This is a genomic window from Methanosarcina baikalica, from assembly GCF_031461075.1.
GTDB classification, from domain to species: Archaea; Halobacteriota; Methanosarcinia; order Methanosarcinales; family Methanosarcinaceae; genus Methanosarcina; species Methanosarcina baikalica.
Genome location: NZ_JAVKPK010000030.1, coordinates 1 through 18,219, shown reverse-complemented (window position 1 = coordinate 18,219; position 18,219 = coordinate 1). Strand labels below are relative to the sequence as shown.

Here is an 18,219-nt window from a genome sequence, read left to right as displayed (position 1 = left end):
ATTTTGTATGATACGGTGTTAATTTGATACTAGGTATTTTGTGTGATACTAAGAGGTCAAAGTAATATTAAAACTAAATGTGTTTTTTTCGTGCTTACCGAACCCTCAAGTTTTTCTGTACTCGTTGACGACTGCAAGCAAATTTTCAAACGCTGAGTCAGTGATGTCTTTCAGGGTCGCAATTTCCTGCTTATTAAGTTCAAGATCAGTCTGCCTTTTTGAGAGGTAATGCCGCATTTCTTCAGGGGCGGGTCCGCCAGCAATTTTTCTTCTCTTTATGTTCGAAACCGGATTAAGGGCTTCCGTCACCATCTTTTCTGTCAGCCCCCTGCTTGAAAGAGATTCGCCCAGAACAATTTCGGCCACGGAATCGATCTTTTCCATGGCAGGTTTTTCTCTTTCCCTTGCAAGCATCCCAACGATCTGGTGGGCAGTCCTGAAGGGGATTCCGGTTTCTCGGACAAAGGTGTCCGCAAGTTCGGTAGCTGTTGTAAAACCGGCAACTGACTGGGCAGCAAGCACTTCAGGGCGGATTTTCATGGTCCTTACCATACCTCCCATGACCCTTACTGAAGCCCTGACAGTTTCTACAGAGCGCCAGATATTTGGAGTCGCTTCCTGCAGGTCCCGGTTATAACTCAGGGGCAGGCCCTTGCAGATCGTAACAAGAGACATAAGTGCACCAACGGCTACTCCTGTTTTTCCACGCAGGAGTTCGGCAGTGTCAGGGTTTTTCTTCTGCGGCATGATCGAGGAGGTAGAGGCGTACCTATCATCAAGTTCTATAAAATTGAATTCGGATGAAGACCAGACCACAAGTTCTTCGGCCATCCTGCTCAGGTTTATCATGAGGTTTGTAAATACTGAGGCGCACTCAATAAGGAAATCTCTGCTGCTGACTGCATCCATCGAGTTTTCCAGTAAGCCTGCAAAGCCCAGAAGTTCCTGAGTCCTTTTCCTGTCGAGGTTAAAACCGGTGGAAGCAAAAGCAGCAGCGCCGAGAGGGCAGAGGTTTACCCTGGAATAAGCGTCCTGAACCCGGTCAAAGTCTCTGCCGAGGGCAGCTTCGTGGGCACACAGGTGATGGGCAAGGGTTGTCGGCTGGGCATGCTGCAGGTGAGTAAAACCCGGCATGAGAGTTTCGGTATGTTTTTCTGCAAGGAAGAGAAAAATTTGCCTGAGCTCGAATATTTCTTCAAGCAGCCCGGTCAGTTCCTCTCTAAGGACGAGCCTGATGCAGGTTGCAACCTCGTCGTTTCTTGAACGTCCCGAGTGCATCCTGCCTCCCACATCTTCTCCAACCATATCGATAAGCCTGGATTCAAGGGAGATATGAATGTCTTCGTAGCTGAAATCGAGCTTTTCCATTCCCTCTTCCCTGATTTTCAAAAGCCCGCTAAGGATTTTGCTGCAGTCTTCCTCATTTATAATGTTCTGCTCTTCTAACATTAATGTGTGAGCAAGATCCACTGCTATGTCAGCATCAAAAATCCATCTGTCAGCCTCCATTGAAGAGGTGTAACGTAAAATTTCCTCGTCCTGAGCGGCTTTCAGCCTTCCTCTGCGTAAAATATTGCTCATCGGATTTCCTCTTTGTAATCTTTGTGAAATTAACATGTATACGTGAGAATCTCTATTAGCATTTTATTAGAGTAGTAATGCCTGTGAGACCGAAGGTATCTTTGGGTTTGCCCGGTCTGATGTGCGTACATTTTCCGTGTAGGTATAAATATAAGGTAAGTATGTGCTGATCTCGCTCACTTTTTATTTGCTCTTATGCTGTAAACGAGCCAGATATAAGAAAATCTGTAGCGTGGTATTAATCCTAACGCTTAAATATGAATCGGTTTCAGGGAGTGTTCCTCTAAAGCGATTTTATCAGGTAGACCCTTGCCTTTTTCGGAAAATTCCCGGAAAAATTGTCCTGACTTACTAACTTATTCGGTTTCCTCTGATATCCGGAAAAGCTAATGAGAAGGAAAGCGTAAATTTATTTAATGTCCGTAGCCTCAAAATACAACCGAATAGCATCCATCTATGAGCTGATAGATTTGCCGCTGGAGCTTCTCTTTTTTCGGACATGGAGAAAAGAGGCACTTTCAGGCCTGAATGGAAAAGTTCTGGAAGTCGGGGTGGGAACCGGAAGGAATCTTAAATATTATCCGGCAGGATGTTCGGTAACAGGAATCGACAGGAGCACAGGGATGCTTGAAAAAGCCCTGAAGAAAACGAAGGAAATGAACAATATTAATCTTTATCTTATGGATGCCGAGCACCTTGAGTTCCCTGACAACAGTTTCGATTATGTTGTTACAACCTTTGTCCTCTGTACAATTCCTGATCCCGTGAAAGCCCTTAAAGAAATGAGGCGAGTTCTTAAATCTTCAGGAGAGCTGATAGCCCTTGAGCATGTGCACAGCAGCTACCCTTTTATTGCCCGCATTGAGGATTTAATCAATCCGATTCTATTTTTCCTGCTTGGAGACCATACGACCCGCCACACAGTGGAGAATATAAAAGAAGCCGGCTTCACCATTAAGGAAGCAAAAAAACTGGCTTTTAAGGACGTTTTCAGGAAAATAAGGGCAAAACCGTAAAAGATTTTATTAGCTTTTTAACTTTTTTCAATTTGTTGAATTATAAAATTAAAACCGTTTTAATATCCAGAAAATTGCAGTTAGACACTTTTTTGCAACTAAAAGTTCGTGACGAAGCAGCGAAAATGTTGATGTGGTCCGGTTCAGGACATTATCAAGGTAATTTCGTTCAGATAAAAGACTTTTTTGTCCACTCAAAGACTCATTGAATATGTTTCTCGTATTATGCAATGAGAATATTTCAACTCGATTTGGGAAAAAATTTTCAACCGCGTAAATACAATCTATCCGTTAAGGTCTTTGAGGTCCCGCAGAAATTGCTTCCCTCCAGGGGAAATATTCTTTCATAGACTCATTTTTACTTACCTTTTCCACAAACCCAGGATCAAACTCAAAGTCCGATGTGGAACTTTCATGCATGTAATTTCCACCGCTGTTGTTTGAAAGGAAGTTATTTTTCAGGATAAATGAATGATTAGTGCTCAAATTATTGAATACGGCATACCCTTTTCCGGCTGTACGACTGGGCTGTGTATTAACTATTATATTATTTTTTACAATGGTTGTATATCCTGAGCCAGGGGCTGAAAATTCTTCAGTAACCTTTTTATGGGCAATAGCTGCACCATAGCAGCCGTCGAATAGATTATTTTCTATAAGAGTACTTTGAAAACCATTGAGCACTATACCCCCTGCCCACGCTGCACCCCCATTAGTACCGGTTTTGTAAAACTTATTATGATGAATATATACATCTTTTGCAGCAGATTTGGGATACTCTGATCCGTAACCTGTAATCCAGATGCCTGCAGCATGGGTCTCATACAGCAAATTATTGCAGATTTCGATGTCATTCATAGTGATTGTGGGATTGGATTTCTGGACTTCCATAGTGACTGGAGGATTGAATTTCTGGACTTCAATTCCGGCTCCACCTCCCCCATTGGAGCTGATGATATTGTTATGAAATTTTACATGGTTAGTATTGTAGATCCTTAAACCACTATTTGTTCTGCATGTTATATTGTTGTTCCAGGCTTTCACTTTTAAAGAATTGGTAACATACAGAGCATCATGTCCTAGTTTGTACACTGTGTTATTGTAAAACTTAATATTTGAACTCCTTGAGACTTTCAGTCCATCTCCATGGCTGTCATGCATATACATATCGTGAACGTATATGTTTTTAGAATAAACAAAGTAGATTAGATTGTAATACCCTTTCCCGTTTCCTATTTCACTATTATTGTCATGGTTTCCGTCAATTTCAAACCCTTTTAGAACAATATCGTGACTTTCTGCACTGTCTATTTGCGTAATCAAAGGTTTTTCTTTCACCCAGCTTGCATTCTCTTTAAGTTTGATCACAGCTGTGGGATCGCCTTCAAGTACGGTATCATTTCCAATAAAAATACTATCCGAGATGACATATATACCTGGACCTTTCAAATAAACGGTTGTAAATTGCGGATTTTCTGCCACATAAGCAAGAGCTCGATTTATCTCTACCTGATCGTTACTCCCGTCACAGTTGTAATCTCCAATCCCGGTGGCATTTACATAAATGATCTTATTAGAAGATTTAGCTGACAGGAAGAAAATCACGCCTGCAACTAAAAAAATAAGGATTACGCTGAAAATTACTATCTTTTTTCGGTTTACCCATCCGTGTTTTAGTATTTTGCCGCTCATAACATCCCAAATACACTAAACTATAGTCATCTATTTTAAAAAAGATTAACTGTAGTATGCTACATTTCCTTTTTTAATCCCCAATCTTTCAAAGCTCTTAAAAAAGGAGGTGTATCCTATTACCCCTCAGGAAGCAAAAAATTGGCTTTTAAGGACGTTTTCAGGAAAATAAGGGCAAAACCGTAAAAGATTTCTTTTTCTGATCTAATTGACCATTAAGTTGTAGAGCTTGTTCCATAACTCAAAATTAAATCTTGTTTTTTGAGTAACCAATCAAGTTTGGTCATGTCTGTGAGTTATTGATCAATTCTGAAAAAACGAGTGCAATCCCGTGCTTGGAAAAAATCTAAAGAGATTCTTATATTCACGGTTTTCAGTAACTCACCCCCATCACCCAAATTCCATTCCCTGTAAAATAAGCAAAAGACAGCCCGCTCAATTTTAACTAATGCCGTACAGAGCAGCTCCGAGTGCTCCCGTGACCTGAGGCTCCAGAGGTACGTAGAGCGAGATGCCCAATTCTTTTTCCAAAACTATCTTAATTCCGGCGTTTTTTGCCACGCCGCCCACGAAAGCCACATTTTGTTTTAACCCAACTTGTCGGACCATGACTGCAACCCTTCTGGCAACGCTTTCGATGAGTCCCGCCGCTATATCCTCTTTTTTAAACCCTCTCGCCCGGAGAGATATAGCCTCGGACTCGGCAAAAACAGTACACATACTTGTTATGCTGGCGGGTGTTTTTGAGACCAGCGCGAGGGCCCCCAATTCTTCTATCGGCACTTCAAGCGCCTTCGCCGTGTACTCTAAGAATTTGCCCGTGCCAGCCGCGCACTTGTCGTTCATTAGAAAATCAGTTACCCTGCCACTATTCACTGAAATAACCTTGCTATCCTGGCCTCCGATGTCGATAACCCCGTTGACAGCCGGGTACAGGTGATAAACGCCCATGGCATGAGCAGTAATCTCGCTTATAGCCTTGTCGGCAAACTTTATGCTGTTCCTGCCGTATCCGGTTGCATACACGCCAGTCACATCGTTTTTGTCGACTCCTGCATCGGCGAGAACGTTGTTATATGCATTTTCTGCAGCAGATAAAAAATCGAATGCAGTTGGCAATACAACGCGAGCAGCGATACGATTGCCATTGACAATGATGGCTTTTGTAGTGGCCGAACCCGAATCTATTCCCACTGAGATCATGAAAGCATCTCCATAAAAGCGTCCACGCGAAGTCCGATCTGCTCAACGTCCGAGTCGCCGTAGTCCGTCTCGATCGAAAGCATAGGTATCCCGGCTTTCTTCAGCGCCTGCTGTACCTTATATCGCTCAATATTGTAGCCATGACAGAATTGCAAGGTATAGCACACCACGCCATCGACTTTAAATTCCCTCGCTAGTTCCAAAATATTATCTATACGCCTGTCGTTCGGCGTCATACAGGAGCAGGGTATTCTGATGTAGCGTTCGGCCAGCGCCAACATCGGGTCCTTATCCTCGTCGACTAGTTCCCAGAAAGACCTTGTGCCAGTACAGCTTTCCTCCGCAACGATAACGCCACCCTTGCTCTCTATAATCTCCGGTACTTTGGTGTTGCCGCCCGCCATAGGGCAACCGGAGATCATTATTCTGGGCTTGTGCGCCCAGTCCGTCTCAACTTGCTCCGCTTCATCGATGAGCATGCAAAGAGATTTTTTCAATTCGTCCGTCGAGAGGAAATACTGCTTCTGCATGACCTTTAGCACATCGAGGCCGCTGATTAATGGAGGGTCCACTTTTCGCAGGTCATAGAGCCTGTGAAGTAACTGTCTCGTCTCGTTCAATGACGTTATTTCCTTCTTTAATTGTTCAACGGTGACCTTATTACCCGTCAGCCGTTCCATGACACTCTTGAATTTGTTAAGTTCTTCCAAAAAATATTTTATGGCCTCCGGGCTGTCGGGTCTCTGCGGGAGATCGAGCACATAAGTTGGGACATAGTTTTCCAATAATTCGTACATCTTTTTTTTACTATCGCAGGTATTCTCGGCGACGACCATATCCACCAGGTCGAAATGAGAACAGGATCTTACACCAGAGCAACCGTCATTAATGATCGAGCCAAAGGAAGACTTGACAAGTGGGCAGATATTCCTGGGCAAATACTGCTCCGCTATGGATACGGTATCATTCTTACCCCCACAGAGTATAACACGATCGGCACCTGCCGCAAGAATGATCTCGTCAGGCACGAACAGGCATAAAGTACCAACTACCTTCTTTCCGGTTTTCCTTTCCTCTGTCATCTGGCAAATCCGCGCATTATATGAGTTTTTAACGTAGTCAAGGCTTTTAAAATGTGTCATTATCTCTACAAAATACTTCTGATTAATATTAAATTGTTTTCTATTCCTGCAATATAGTTCCGATTTTCTGCAGTTACGAATGACCACTCTCAGTCATTTCCAATTTTTCCTCAATAGTTTCAAGAAAATATCAGGAAAGTAATGAAATCTTCGATATAACACCCCAGCAGCCTGCGCACTACTACGTTCATCCAGATTCAAGCTTTTCCCACATTGGAATGTCCTTGCAGACTATAGGGCTTAAGCGGTATACAAAAAAAGAAACATTCTCATGTTGAAAGGCAATAGACTTTTCCGCCGCCATTTTGCAGATTCCAGAATAGGCTTTTTTAAAACACAGTTTTATCTCTCAAAAAGTTAGCGTTAGAGTTCAATTGAATTTTACTTAGCATAAAGAAACTCTATTAACAATAATGTCTAATCCTTTAGGGATGCTGGGGAAAACAAAGCGCTATCTTGAGGTTACGAGGGTCCTTTTAAAGTACAACCTTATTCCGGAACTCTACCGGGATCTGCGCACCGATTACATTTCAAATCCCGATTGTACATGTGCTTTTGATGTCGAGAACAAGCAGACGGCTGTAAAACTCAGACAGGCTTTCGAAGAGCTCGGGCCGACCTTTATCAAAATGGGGCAGACCATGAGCAAGCGGCCTGACCTTGTTCCCCAAACTTATGTTATTGAAATGGCAAACCTTCAGGATAAGGTTAAGCCTGTGCCTTTTGAAGAAATGGCTGAATCCCTTGACCTTGCTTGTGTCTGTGAATACCAGACGCGTGCAGAGCGTTCCCGGAAAAAAAGTGAAGAGGAACTGAAGGTTTCAAGGGAAAGGAAAGCAAAAGCCTTCATCGAGATTTTTGACAGCTTCGATCCAAATCCCATTGCCTGCGGTTCGATTGCGCAAGTGTACAAAGGGGTTATGGAAGGCAAACCGGTTGCTGTAAAAATTCTTCGCCCAAACCTTATTGATACTATAAATATCGACCTTTCTATCCTGGACGATTTCAAGCCTGTTATGAAAAAGGTTCTAGGCTTAGGGGGGAACTTTGATATTGATGCTCTTTTACTGGAAATCAAGGAGATGCTTACCCGCGAGGTCGACCTGAGAATAGAAGCCGTTAATATGCGACGGTTTGATGAAAATTTCAAAAATGTGAAAAATGTTGCGGTGCCTGAGATCTATTCTGATTACTGTTCTGCCAATGTCCTTACAATGGAATTTATTCAGGGGGTCCAGATCAAGGACATAATTGACATGTCTGTGCCGCAAAGCAAGAAATCGGAATATACGCGTACCATCACCAAGAGTTACCTAAAACAGGTCTATATAGACGGCTTTTACCATGCTGACCCTCACGGGGGCAATATGATAGTCCAGGAAAACGACACCATCGCCTTTATTGACTTCGGGGCTGTCGGTAGTATCGACGATGAGCTTAAAAGGAATATGCTTGAGTTTTATTATGCTATCAATAACAGGGATGTTGAAGGGGCAACTCAGGGCTTTCTGAGAATAGGAGGTGCGGATGCGAGAGACGTGAATATCCGCAGGCTCAGAAAAGATATGGATTATCTGATCGCAAACCAGAACTACGGGCTTGAAGGTAGGCAAAGTGATAATTATGCCAAACTCGGCCTGAAATATGATATTCGGCTGCCCGGAGAGTTTTCAACCCTGCAGAGAGCGATCCTGCTTATCGAGGGAGTCTGCCTGGAACTGGACCCGAAATATAATATTAAAACTATTGCTATCCCTGTGCTGATGGATGCCTATAAAAAGCTTAATGCTCCAAAAGGGGCTGCTCTTCAGATAGAATTTACTTCTGAGCCGGCAGACGAAAAAGCCGAATTAAGGGCTGCAATAAGAGAAATTGCCGAAAAAATGGAAGGAATGGGGGATAAATTCCTTTCCGTGAAACAGGAAGAAAACAAGAAAAATGTTTTTTCAAAGGAATTTTACCTCACTGTCCTGCTTATTATCTCTACTTATATTCTGTTAAATGGAGGTGCTTTTTCCTGGGTCGGATTGGTCGGGTTTGGAGGGGCGATTCTGATAGCTTTTCTTGCTCTAATTCGAGGTAATTGAGACAGCCCTTAATTGGTAAAAGAGTTACAATAAATGTAAAAATTAAAAACCCAGGATTCACCAATGGGAAATTGAATTTCTGGCGCAGGAAACCTTGAAAATTGAAGGAATGGCATGTGATCACTATGTGATAAGAGTAGGAAGAGCTATTGCTTCCGTGCGGGAAGTGAAGAGCAGTCTGTACTGAAGATTGCAAAGATCAACTGCGCAAAAGGAGAAAATTACGGAAAAAGTATTAAAAAATAAAAAGTGTGTAGTATAACAAGGTTAGATCCACTGAGCAGAGACCTTTCTAAATTTTTCTTCGGAAATTGCTTTTTCCATTCCTGACCCGATGTCCTTTTTTTGACTGCATCGACTCATTAGTTTAGTAGCTTTTTTAATTAAACCTCGAGTTGTAAAAATAAGTTTCAGAGCGGCTGCTCTTATAACAAGACGTTTATATTAATCGAGCAAATAAATGTGCACCGGTATAGTTAAGCTTATTAAATCCGGTACAGAACGGGGGGAATAAAGTGATCAAATCCGGAATACTAAAGTCAGCATTATTACTACTGGCATTGATAACAGTAATAGTAATCGCACTGGCAGAGCCCATTGCCGGACATATGATGGGTCAGGGGAATATTATGGGCCAACAAAGCATGATAATTGTTTGTTCTGACAATCAAACATGTACGGTGATACAATCTAGCATGGGAGATCATTCGTCTAACGAAACCATGATTCATTGTATGCCGGGAAATGACTCGATGATGATGGGAAATCTCTCAGTTAATGAGACAATGATGCAATGTATGTTGGGAAATGACTCGATGATGATGGGAAATCTCTCAGCCAATGAGACAATGATGCAATGTATGTTGGGAAATGACTCGATGATGGGAAATCTCTCAGCCAATGAGACAATGATGCATTGTATGATGGAAAACGACTCGATGATGAATGGAAGCTGCTGTATAATCGAAATGGATCAAAGTGCCAGTGCAGCCCAGGCAAGGCTTGACTGTGCCCAGTTCTGGCTTGAGCAGGCCATCGAGATGCATGAGATGCACCTCAAGGACCCCAGCACTGCAACCAACGAGTCTCAGCTGGAGATGATGAACCAGATGATGTGGGCCTACGAATGCATTGTGGGAGAAAATATGACCAAAAATATGACACAGAACACGACCCTGGAGATGATGAATACCACAGCAGGCCCTGAGTTGAGAGGGTATTATAGGACTTACGCGATTGAACTGAGAAATTATTAGTATTTTAAGTCTCCAATTGTCAAAAAATAAATTTAACCATAACGTTTATTGTACTTGATTTAGGATCTCAAATGCGTAAGTTATATATTAATAACTCTCAAGCCTGATAGGACAATCTATAATTGAAATCGATGGGACTCATCCTCCCATTAATTTTTTGTCTCTATTGAGTATAAATTGAATAGGATTCCATTGGTCATCGGTTAAGGAATTTTCTTGCCTGAAGGCTATTGATTTGATGTCATAAATTGGCCTCAAATTTTAGCCTCTTTACCTAAAATCGATACCCTGTTCCAGTTCAAAGTCTATCTAAATTTTGGACACATGTTCTGGGAATAAATCCAATTTGTCATGATTCCTCACTTAACCGAAGACGCATGAATAGGATTCTCTTAAATTCATTATCAAACTGAAGATTGTTTTTTCCACTAATTAAGGCAATTAATGGTTTCCCCAAAAAAATACATCTTATTTTCTACTTAAATTTTAATTAAGATCGTATAAAAGTTATGGTTTTTTAAGAATGTAATTATTTCAGGTTAAAAATAATACGTACTTCATTCAGTTAGAATAGTACCTGGTTTAATTAGCAGAAAAAAGGAGAAATAACCCTCAGATAGTGAATTTAAGAGGACCCTATATCATTTAGATCGGTTTTCGAAAATTCAATAAATTAAGGAGTCTGTGAATTGAAAGAAAAAGAAAAGAATGCAGTGCCAGAAGAGTATCCAGAAATTAATCCAAAAAAGGATGAAAAAGACTTACTGTACACACATAAACCTGAATCTTGAGGCAGCAATACTTTACTGGAATTCCTATTTTTGCAGAAAACCGGGCCATTAAAAATACAATGGAATGTCTGACTCCTTATTATTTCAAATTAAAAACTTAAAAATAATCTTAACGTTTTCTTATTATAAAGGTTGTATATCCGCTTCAAGTTAAAATAATATTTTAACTATAAATATAATTTATTTTTTAAAAAATAAGAGATTTAAATGTCGTTTTTGACCGAAATGTTACCTGAAACTTCGGAAGTTGTCTGGAAGATAAAAAATTCCCTTTTTAAAGATGGCTTTCTGGATTTCAAAACCCAGGAATCGATCGGTTCGACCTTCTAAAACTGAATGCTCCTCGTTTTTTGTAAAGATGAAGCTGTTGAAACAACTTCAAAGTGAATGCTGTAAAAAGGCTGTAGAAATAAATTTAAAGATAACACTGTGAATAAACGCCATTATCTTAACTTCCTGACAGAAAAATAAACCTTCTTTTAGCAGACAGGTAAACATATAGATTAATATTAGTAATTTTATATCTCTTCTATGATATTCCTATGGCAGAGAAAAACAGCAGTATAAGAATTGAATCTTTCTTAAAACGAACGAGGTTCTCAGGTAACTTCGGTTTTATAACTAGAATTTTCAAAGAACTTGAAGTTGACAAACTGATCAATGAAAAATTTTCTAAGGAAAGGCTCTTTAGAGACTTTGTTACAAGAGAATACCTGAATCAATACGCTATCTTAAGGACTCTTGATAACATCATAAAAATATCTACCTATGAGTACGTTAACCTGCCAAATATAGGATAAAGGTTTTTTATATGAAAAAAAGTCACTGTGCCCTTGTTCTGGGAGGATACGTCAACGGATATTCGATAATTCAGGAATTAAGTGAGAAAAGAGTAGAAGAAATAATCCTTTTCGGGTACTCCAGAGAACTGGCTTCATACAGCAATAAAATAAAAAAATTTATGCTTATCGACAAAACCCCGGAGAGCATGTATAGAAAGATTGAAAAACTTCATCAGGAGTACGAAAGAATAATTGTGTTTCCTACTGATGATTTACAACTTGAAAACCTTTATAAGCTCTATAACAAGATCAATTCATTCTGCTTTTTACCCTTTAATCCAGAAAATTTGCAAGAATCCCTGGACAAATATGTCCAGTACTCTTATTGTGAAAAACTGGGTATCCCTTATCCTAAAACAATATATGTTCAAAAGAAAAAAGACCTGAAAAATATTGAACTCATTCAATTTCCTATCCTGTTGAAGCCCAGCAAGAGAGAAGACCTGAAAAGAAAGGTCTTCAGGAACCTGAAGATAGACAGTTCCAGGGACCTGAATAAAGTCAAGAAGAGGATCGAACGTTATCTGGATGCCGGAATTAAGTTTTTAGCTTCCGAAATTATTCCTGGGGATGAAAACTGCATATATGCTTATGTTGCCTACAGAGACATGAACGGGAAAATCCTGAATGAGTGGACAGGGAAGAAACTGACTCAATATCCCGATAGTTTTGGAGTGTTTGCAAGTGCCTCAAATAAGGCTCCGGATGCAGTGTTGCTACAGGGAAGAAAACTTCTTAATGGCATGGATATAAAGGGAATTGCTCAACCCGAATTTAAATACGATTTCCGGGACAAAAAATACAAACTTATGGAGATAAATCTGCGTTCAATGATGTGGCACAGAGTAGGAAATCTATCCGGGGTCAACCTGCAGTATTCCCAGTACCTGGATGCACTGGGAGAAAAAGTAAGCCCTCAAGTTCAGATCAAGAATAAAGATATCCATTTTATTTATCTAAAGCATGAAATCATAAACCTAATATGGCGCAGAAAATATCTCCGGAAGTTCATAAAAAACATTCGAGAATCCGATGAAACTTATATTGCGGTCTACGATATAAAAGACATAATACCTTTTTTGAAGGACTGTATGGATACGACCAGTGGAGTTATCGGGCAATTCTTGAGAGTTCTGAGAATAATAAATTGATTGAGGACTCACGTTGTTTAATTGTCCACATATTAGTAGTTAATATTTTGGCGCTTGATTTTTCCCGTGAGGCTGAAGATTTCGCTTTAATTTGATTGAAGTCTATCGGCTCCATCCTTGCAGGGATGTGAATAAAACAAAATGAAAGTAGGACTTACGCACTTGAAGTACCAAATCAAGTACGAGCAGCATCATCTGAATTAGTAGGATTTAGACAGTTATGTATTTAGTGTTGCTGTTTCTCTGTTCAACTGCGTAAGTCCTAGAAAGATGTCATTCAGGTTGACCCGGGATAATATCAACCGATTTCCATTCATTTCGATTTCTTCGAGGCAGGGTATAACTTTATAAAATCTCATCTCTAGAATTAAAAATAGAATTCGGAAACAGAAAATGGTTCAAAAGAACTCCAGTGATGGTGGAAAAAACAACTAATCATATTAAAGTTGCTCGAAAAGTTAATTTTTCCAACATATGCATAATCCCAGGTTTATTACTGCTTTATTCGAACTTACTGCTTTATTTGAACTCGCACAGTTGAACCGAAAATTCGATGCTTTAGATCGGCTCTGTCAAGTTTCGGCGACTAAAAATAATGCAATTTTACATCATTAGTAGTCTCCTTCTCGAAAAGATGCCATCAATTATAGCCTCGAAGACTTGACAAACTTTAATAATTTAGAAATATATTTTTAAAGTAGAAAAGTTTACTATCTTTAAAAGCATATTGTCCTGTAACCTTATTATTTTATTTATATAACAATCTAAACTGAGATTAAACATGAAAGAAATAAACAGTAATATAGGACATAGAGGACATAATCTTTTTAAAGTTTTAGGAATCACATCGCTGGCACTTGTTATACTTGTGAGTATAGTAGGTGCGGAGCCATCTTCAAATATTACGTTTGTAACTACTGGTTCATCATTTTCACCTATTATTACAGTTACAGGTGATCCTACAATTCAATGGATATTTGGTGACGGTTCAACATCGAATTCTCAGTCTCCTACTGTGAATTTTGGTTCAGCGGGGACAAGAGAAAACACTCTGGTAGTAACACCGTGGAGTGCAGTAACTAAAATCAATATAGGTTATGATGGCTCAGATGGTGGAGCAACTCCAAGTTCCAGTACAATAGCAAATTTGGCACAACAGAATGTAATAGCTGTTAGTGGTTTAGAAAATGTTGCACCACACCTCCAGATATGGGCTTCAAATTATAATCCAATAACTGCGCTGGATTTCAGTAATTTCACTGCACTGAATACGATTGAGTGTTTTTCTTGCAGGTCATTGGCTACTATCAGGCTCCGTAACGTTCCATCTCTGACCAGGCTTTGCATCGAACAATCCAATATTTCTTATCTTGATCTATCAGAAGCTCCCTCTCTTGCTGACCTTCGTGGAGCATCCCAGAGAAGCTCAACATATTCAATAAATTGGGGTACTACGGGAGCTAATATCTGGCATATATGTGTTAGAGATAATCCGCAGATAACGAGCAAATTCCCATTAAGTCAGTTTCCACTTTTGAGAGATTTTTTTAATTGGAATGACAATCAAAGCGGCACTCTGCACTTAACTTCAACAAATTTAAAAAGTGTCCTGTCAGCCAATAATCATTATAATGATGCTGTTTTTTCGGGTTGTTTCCCCGCAGGTACAAATGGTGTTTTAGAAATTCAAAATAATAACCTCAGAAGTTTAGAGATTTCCAATGATCCTGGTTTACTTAATTTAAATGCTAGTTTTAATTCATTAAATCAAACAGCAGTAGATGGGATACTCCAGACATTAGATTTTTATAGTACTAACAGTGGGTCTTTAGATTTAACTGGAAATGCTGCACCATCAATTATAGGAATAGCACATGCAAATAATTTAACAACTAGAAATTGGGAAGTTAAAATTTCATCAAAAAATAATCCACCTGTTGCAAATTTCACAAGCAATATTACTTTTGGAACGATTCCATTAGCAGTTCAATTTAATGATACAAGTATAAGCAATTCAACGATACGGTTATGGGATTTTGGAGATGGAACTTATTCAACTGAGGAATTCCCAAAGCATATTTATCTCTCTCGGGGGAATTACACAGTAACTCTCACAGTAAGGAACTCAAGTGGTTTCGATTCTAAAGTTGTCGTAATAACTGTTTTGGAACAACCAGTTCGCCCTTTAGCAAATTTCAGTAGCAACGTCATTGAGGGCTATGTTCCACTAGATGTGCAATTTAACGACTTATCGGAAAATATAGCGGAGAGATATTGGAACTTTGGAGATGGAACCAGCTCAACCGAGACGGATCCAATACATACATATTCAGTAGCAGGAACCTATACTGTTAAACTGACGGTAAGCAATGAAAACGGAAATGCCTCAAATACTGCTGCAATAAATGTACTTACACCAAGCAGTTCAAGCGGTGGCAGTAGTGGAGGAAGTAGCCACAGCAGTTCAAGTGGTGGTGGAGCAGGTGGTTCCCCTGAACCTGCAAGAAATGTCCAGGTCAAGGAACTTTCACAGGCGTTTATTACAAATGGAAAACCTGTGCATTTTGATTTCGCAAAGAATGCCACCTGTGTCGTGTATATAAGCTTTGATGCAAAGAGAACTTTTGGCAAAACCACGACTATTGCTGAAATGCTCAAAGGAAAATCTGCTTTGGTTTCCGAACTACCTTCCGGCGAGGTTTACAAATCCTTTAACATATGGGTTGGAAACGGCGGAATTGCAACCTCAAAGAACATCGAAAATCCGGTCGTTTGTTTCAAAGTTGAAAAGTCCTGGATACAAGATAAAAATATCGATCCGACTTCTATCATCCTTAATATGTACAATAATACAAAATGGGGGCAGCTGGCAGTAGAGCCGTCAGGAAAAGATGACAAATTCCTCTATTTCATCGCAAAAAGCCCGGGATTCTCTTCCTTTGCAATAACCGGAAAGGGAAAAATCGCGTCTGCACAAAAAGAAACGAAAACACAGCCTGAATTAGAAAATGGAATTGTTAATAACGACGCTAATCAAAATGATAAAGGGAATAAAGGAATGGAAGCTGGACAAAAAGAAATTCCGCGTACACCTGGATTTGAAATGGATTTAGGAATAGCCTGTGTCTTTGGCTTATTCCTTTATAAACGAAAGTAAAAAAGCAAAATCCCAAAATTCGATATGGAAAACAATAGATGAAAGGTTAATCCCCTCATCATATTTTTTCAGATCCCTGCCTATAACATTAAAATCTCCAACCTGTTTGGCTGCAATCCTAACTCCAATATCCCTTCCTTTTTCTGGCTAATTGCCGTATACTATCTGGCTCCATATCCAACAAATTAAGTTTTCTCATAGTATTTCAAGAGGTTATTCTCGAAGTAATCCTTACTGACATTGGTTTTTCCAGGATAGCAACAGTAAAGGTTTTCAAATTTGGAATCTGTTGTAAAATAACAGGCTCCCCTGCATCCACCCCTGCAAATGGCTCCTTTGTCACAATTTTTACAGCTTCCTGTCAGCATATTAATGTTGAAATTTCTATTATAAGCAAAATTGCCTTCTTTATACCATATTGTAGATAGGGACTCTTCACGCAAATTGCCTTCGATGAATTCATCCGAACACAGGGATTCACAACCCTTAACATTGCCTGTACTATCTATCCCTACAACTCTCAAACCTGCCTGGCATCCTGACCATTCGCAGATCGTCCCAGGCTGGCTTCTTAAGTATAATTCATTTTCATCGAAATATCCGATGTTGTCTCCTGCATAAATAACGATCTTTTGTTCGTTACGCTTTTCTCTAATAAACTTGGTAATCAGGGACACTTTTGCGGGATCCAGGAGCAAACTCTTTTTATCGGCCATGTTTCCCATTGGGTTAACTATTTGCATCTGCCAGAGCTTTATGCCCTTTTCTATAAGCAAATCGTGCATCGGCGATAAATCCTCAAAATTTCTGTCTATTAAACTGGTCACGACAGCTATAGGGATGCCTTCTCTGTTAAGTATGTCAAAGGCTTCCATTACTTTTTCGAATGAAGTACTTATATTTCTCATATTATTATGATTGTCTTCCATTCCGTCAAGAGAAATTCCCACATTAGTTAATCTGGCATATTTTATCTGGGCAATTTGTTCGTTTCCAAGTAAAAAACTATTAGTAATAAGATTAACGTCAACACCATTATCAGATAGCTTCCTGGATATCTTTTCCCATCCTTCGTATAGAAAGACCTCGCCCCCAATAAGAGTTACCTGTTTGCATCCGAGATCTGCCAATTGCTCAGCTACATTAAGACATTCATCAACCGTGAGTTCATTTTCTCTGGCTTTTCCTGCCATAGAACCACAGTGCCTGCACTTCATATTGCATTTGAGTGTAAGCTCCCACACACAGAATTCAGGTCTGTATTCATCTGTATTCATCTGTATTACTCCGTATTATAGAGCAGCTTTATCAAAAGCCTGTACAATGGATTTGAGCATTCAGCATACTCTATTAAGTTGGATACTCATTTAGAAAAAAAGTTTTAAAATATGGGATATTATTTCGGTTTTCTTCCTCAGGAAATAGGACCATAGACGCTGATTATCGCGAGCTACCCACATGCCAAAAAAATAAATGATTGATGCAGAGAACACCTGCTATGGCAGAAGGGTGTTAACAGATCACATTTGGACGATTAAAGAGCTTATTATGGGAGTCGGGTTCCCAAGTCTAACAACGCATAAGGGAGACAACCGATTTTTCTGTCACCTCCAAGCTCTATGATCAACATTTGCCGGGTTTTAATCTAGACATATTCCCCCGTTTGTGTATGGCGTATCGATCCATCCGAGGGATCAAATAGAATGCAATATTTCACAGAACGCACTTGTGTTCGTTCAGTAGATAGAAACTGCATATTTGCCACCTTTATCACTCCCGGTAATCCATCCGCGCGACGGGCCAACCTTCTTGATTAGAGCCGGTTGCAATAGCAAATATAACAGAACTGATGAAATCGAAGATTAAAGGTAGCCAAAATGGCCACTCTCCGAAATCATGATCTTCGTCTTCACCAGAGCTGAATTCAACCGCATAAGCTACCTTTATTTCATTTTAGAAGCAATTTCATTTTAGAGGCACACCATACAAAGGCCTGACCACACCATAGAGAGGCACAGGTCGAGGTTCTGGCACCGGTGGTCTTAAGTATACACACCCGCCCCCGGGATACAAAACCAGGATATTTTTGCTAACAATCATTATTTCACCCTCCTATGTCCTTAAAAGGATTTAAAATTGGATTGCATAGTTATTAGTAGTTAAGTAATATAATTTATAGAGAAGTTTAATTTAGAAACATAAATTTTTCTTAATTATTCCCCTATCAGTCAAATTTTTGTCAATTTGTGTGAATAAATACCCTTTTCGGCCAATTAAAATTACCAGCTCTCAGTCCTCAAG

12 protein-coding genes and 1 pseudogene are annotated in these 18,219 nt (G+C 39.8%); 7 read left to right on the top strand and 6 right to left on the bottom strand.

Features of this window, described 5'->3' with window-relative positions:
• Positions 1 to 105: 105 nt before the first annotated feature.
• Entirely contained in the window at positions 106 to 1,581 is a 1,476-nt protein-coding gene (gene argH, locus RG963_RS08785) for an argininosuccinate lyase (protein ID WP_310575890.1), read from the bottom strand.
• A 416-nt stretch (positions 1,582 to 1,997) separates the two neighbouring features.
• Between argH and RG963_RS08780 the strand changes: the two genes are divergently transcribed.
• Positions 1,998 to 2,597 (top strand): class I SAM-dependent methyltransferase, encoded by a 600-nt coding sequence (locus RG963_RS08780; RefSeq protein ID WP_310575889.1) that lies wholly within the window; start codon positions 1,998 to 2,000, stop codon positions 2,595 to 2,597.
• Positions 2,598 to 2,888: 291 nt separating this feature from the next.
• On the opposite strand, the gene RG963_RS08775 is transcribed toward RG963_RS08780, so the two are convergent.
• The 3 genes from RG963_RS08775 to RG963_RS08765 all read right to left on the bottom strand — a co-directional run bounded on the left by RG963_RS08775 (position 2,889) and on the right by RG963_RS08765 (position 6,634).
• On the bottom strand, positions 2,889 to 4,289 hold the full coding sequence (locus tag RG963_RS08775) for a right-handed parallel beta-helix repeat-containing protein (protein WP_310575888.1): 1,401 nt from the start codon (positions 4,287 to 4,289) through the stop codon (positions 2,889 to 2,891).
• Between the two features lie 441 nt (positions 4,290 to 4,730).
• A complete protein-coding gene (locus tag RG963_RS08770; RefSeq protein ID WP_310575887.1) occupies positions 4,731 to 5,492 on the bottom strand; it encodes an acyl-CoA dehydratase activase in 762 nt (253 codons plus the stop codon).
• A complete protein-coding gene (locus RG963_RS08765) occupies positions 5,489 to 6,634 on the bottom strand; it encodes a double-cubane-cluster-containing anaerobic reductase (protein WP_310575886.1) in 1,146 nt (381 codons plus the stop codon). The genes RG963_RS08770 and RG963_RS08765 overlap by 4 nt, the downstream gene beginning before the upstream one ends.
• Positions 6,635 to 7,047: 413 nt before the next feature.
• Between RG963_RS08765 and RG963_RS08760 the strand changes: the two genes are divergently transcribed.
• The 6 genes and pseudogenes from RG963_RS08760 (at position 7,048) to RG963_RS08735 (ending at position 15,918) form a co-directional block, all read left to right on the top strand.
• Positions 7,048 to 8,721: an ABC1 kinase family protein gene (locus tag RG963_RS08760; protein ID WP_310575885.1), complete on the top strand. Its 1,674-nt coding sequence runs from the start codon at positions 7,048 to 7,050 to the stop codon at positions 8,719 to 8,721.
• 515 nt (positions 8,722 to 9,236) lie between these two features.
• Positions 9,237 to 9,977: a hypothetical protein gene (locus RG963_RS08755; RefSeq protein WP_310575884.1), complete on the top strand. Its 741-nt coding sequence runs from the start codon at positions 9,237 to 9,239 to the stop codon at positions 9,975 to 9,977.
• Between the two features lie 998 nt (positions 9,978 to 10,975).
• Positions 10,976 to 11,098 (top strand): hypothetical protein, encoded by a 123-nt coding sequence (locus RG963_RS08750; RefSeq protein ID WP_310575883.1) that lies wholly within the window; start codon positions 10,976 to 10,978, stop codon positions 11,096 to 11,098.
• Between the two features lie 212 nt (positions 11,099 to 11,310).
• A pseudogene (locus tag RG963_RS08745) lies at positions 11,311 to 11,526 on the top strand (IS1634 family transposase); the annotation flags it as partial.
• 53 nt (positions 11,527 to 11,579) lie between these two features.
• A complete protein-coding gene (locus tag RG963_RS08740) occupies positions 11,580 to 12,761 on the top strand; it encodes a carboxylate--amine ligase (protein WP_310575882.1) in 1,182 nt (393 codons plus the stop codon).
• 781 nt (positions 12,762 to 13,542) lie between these two features.
• Positions 13,543 to 15,918, top strand: a complete 2,376-nt coding sequence (locus RG963_RS08735) for a PGF-pre-PGF domain-containing protein (RefSeq protein WP_310575881.1) — start codon at positions 13,543 to 13,545, stop codon at positions 15,916 to 15,918.
• 185 nt (positions 15,919 to 16,103) lie between these two features.
• Here RG963_RS08735 and RG963_RS08730 read toward each other — a convergent pair whose 3' ends face one another.
• Positions 16,104 to 17,195, bottom strand: coding sequence for a radical SAM/SPASM domain-containing protein (locus RG963_RS08730; RefSeq protein ID WP_310575880.1), 1,092 nt, complete (start codon positions 17,193 to 17,195; stop codon positions 16,104 to 16,106).
• Positions 17,196 to 17,883: 688 nt separating this feature from the next.
• Positions 17,884 to 18,018 carry a hypothetical protein gene (locus RG963_RS08725; RefSeq protein ID WP_310575879.1) on the bottom strand — a complete coding sequence of 45 codons (135 nt, stop codon included), beginning with the start codon at positions 18,016 to 18,018 and terminating at the stop codon, positions 17,884 to 17,886.
• Positions 18,019 to 18,219 lie beyond the last annotated feature (201 nt).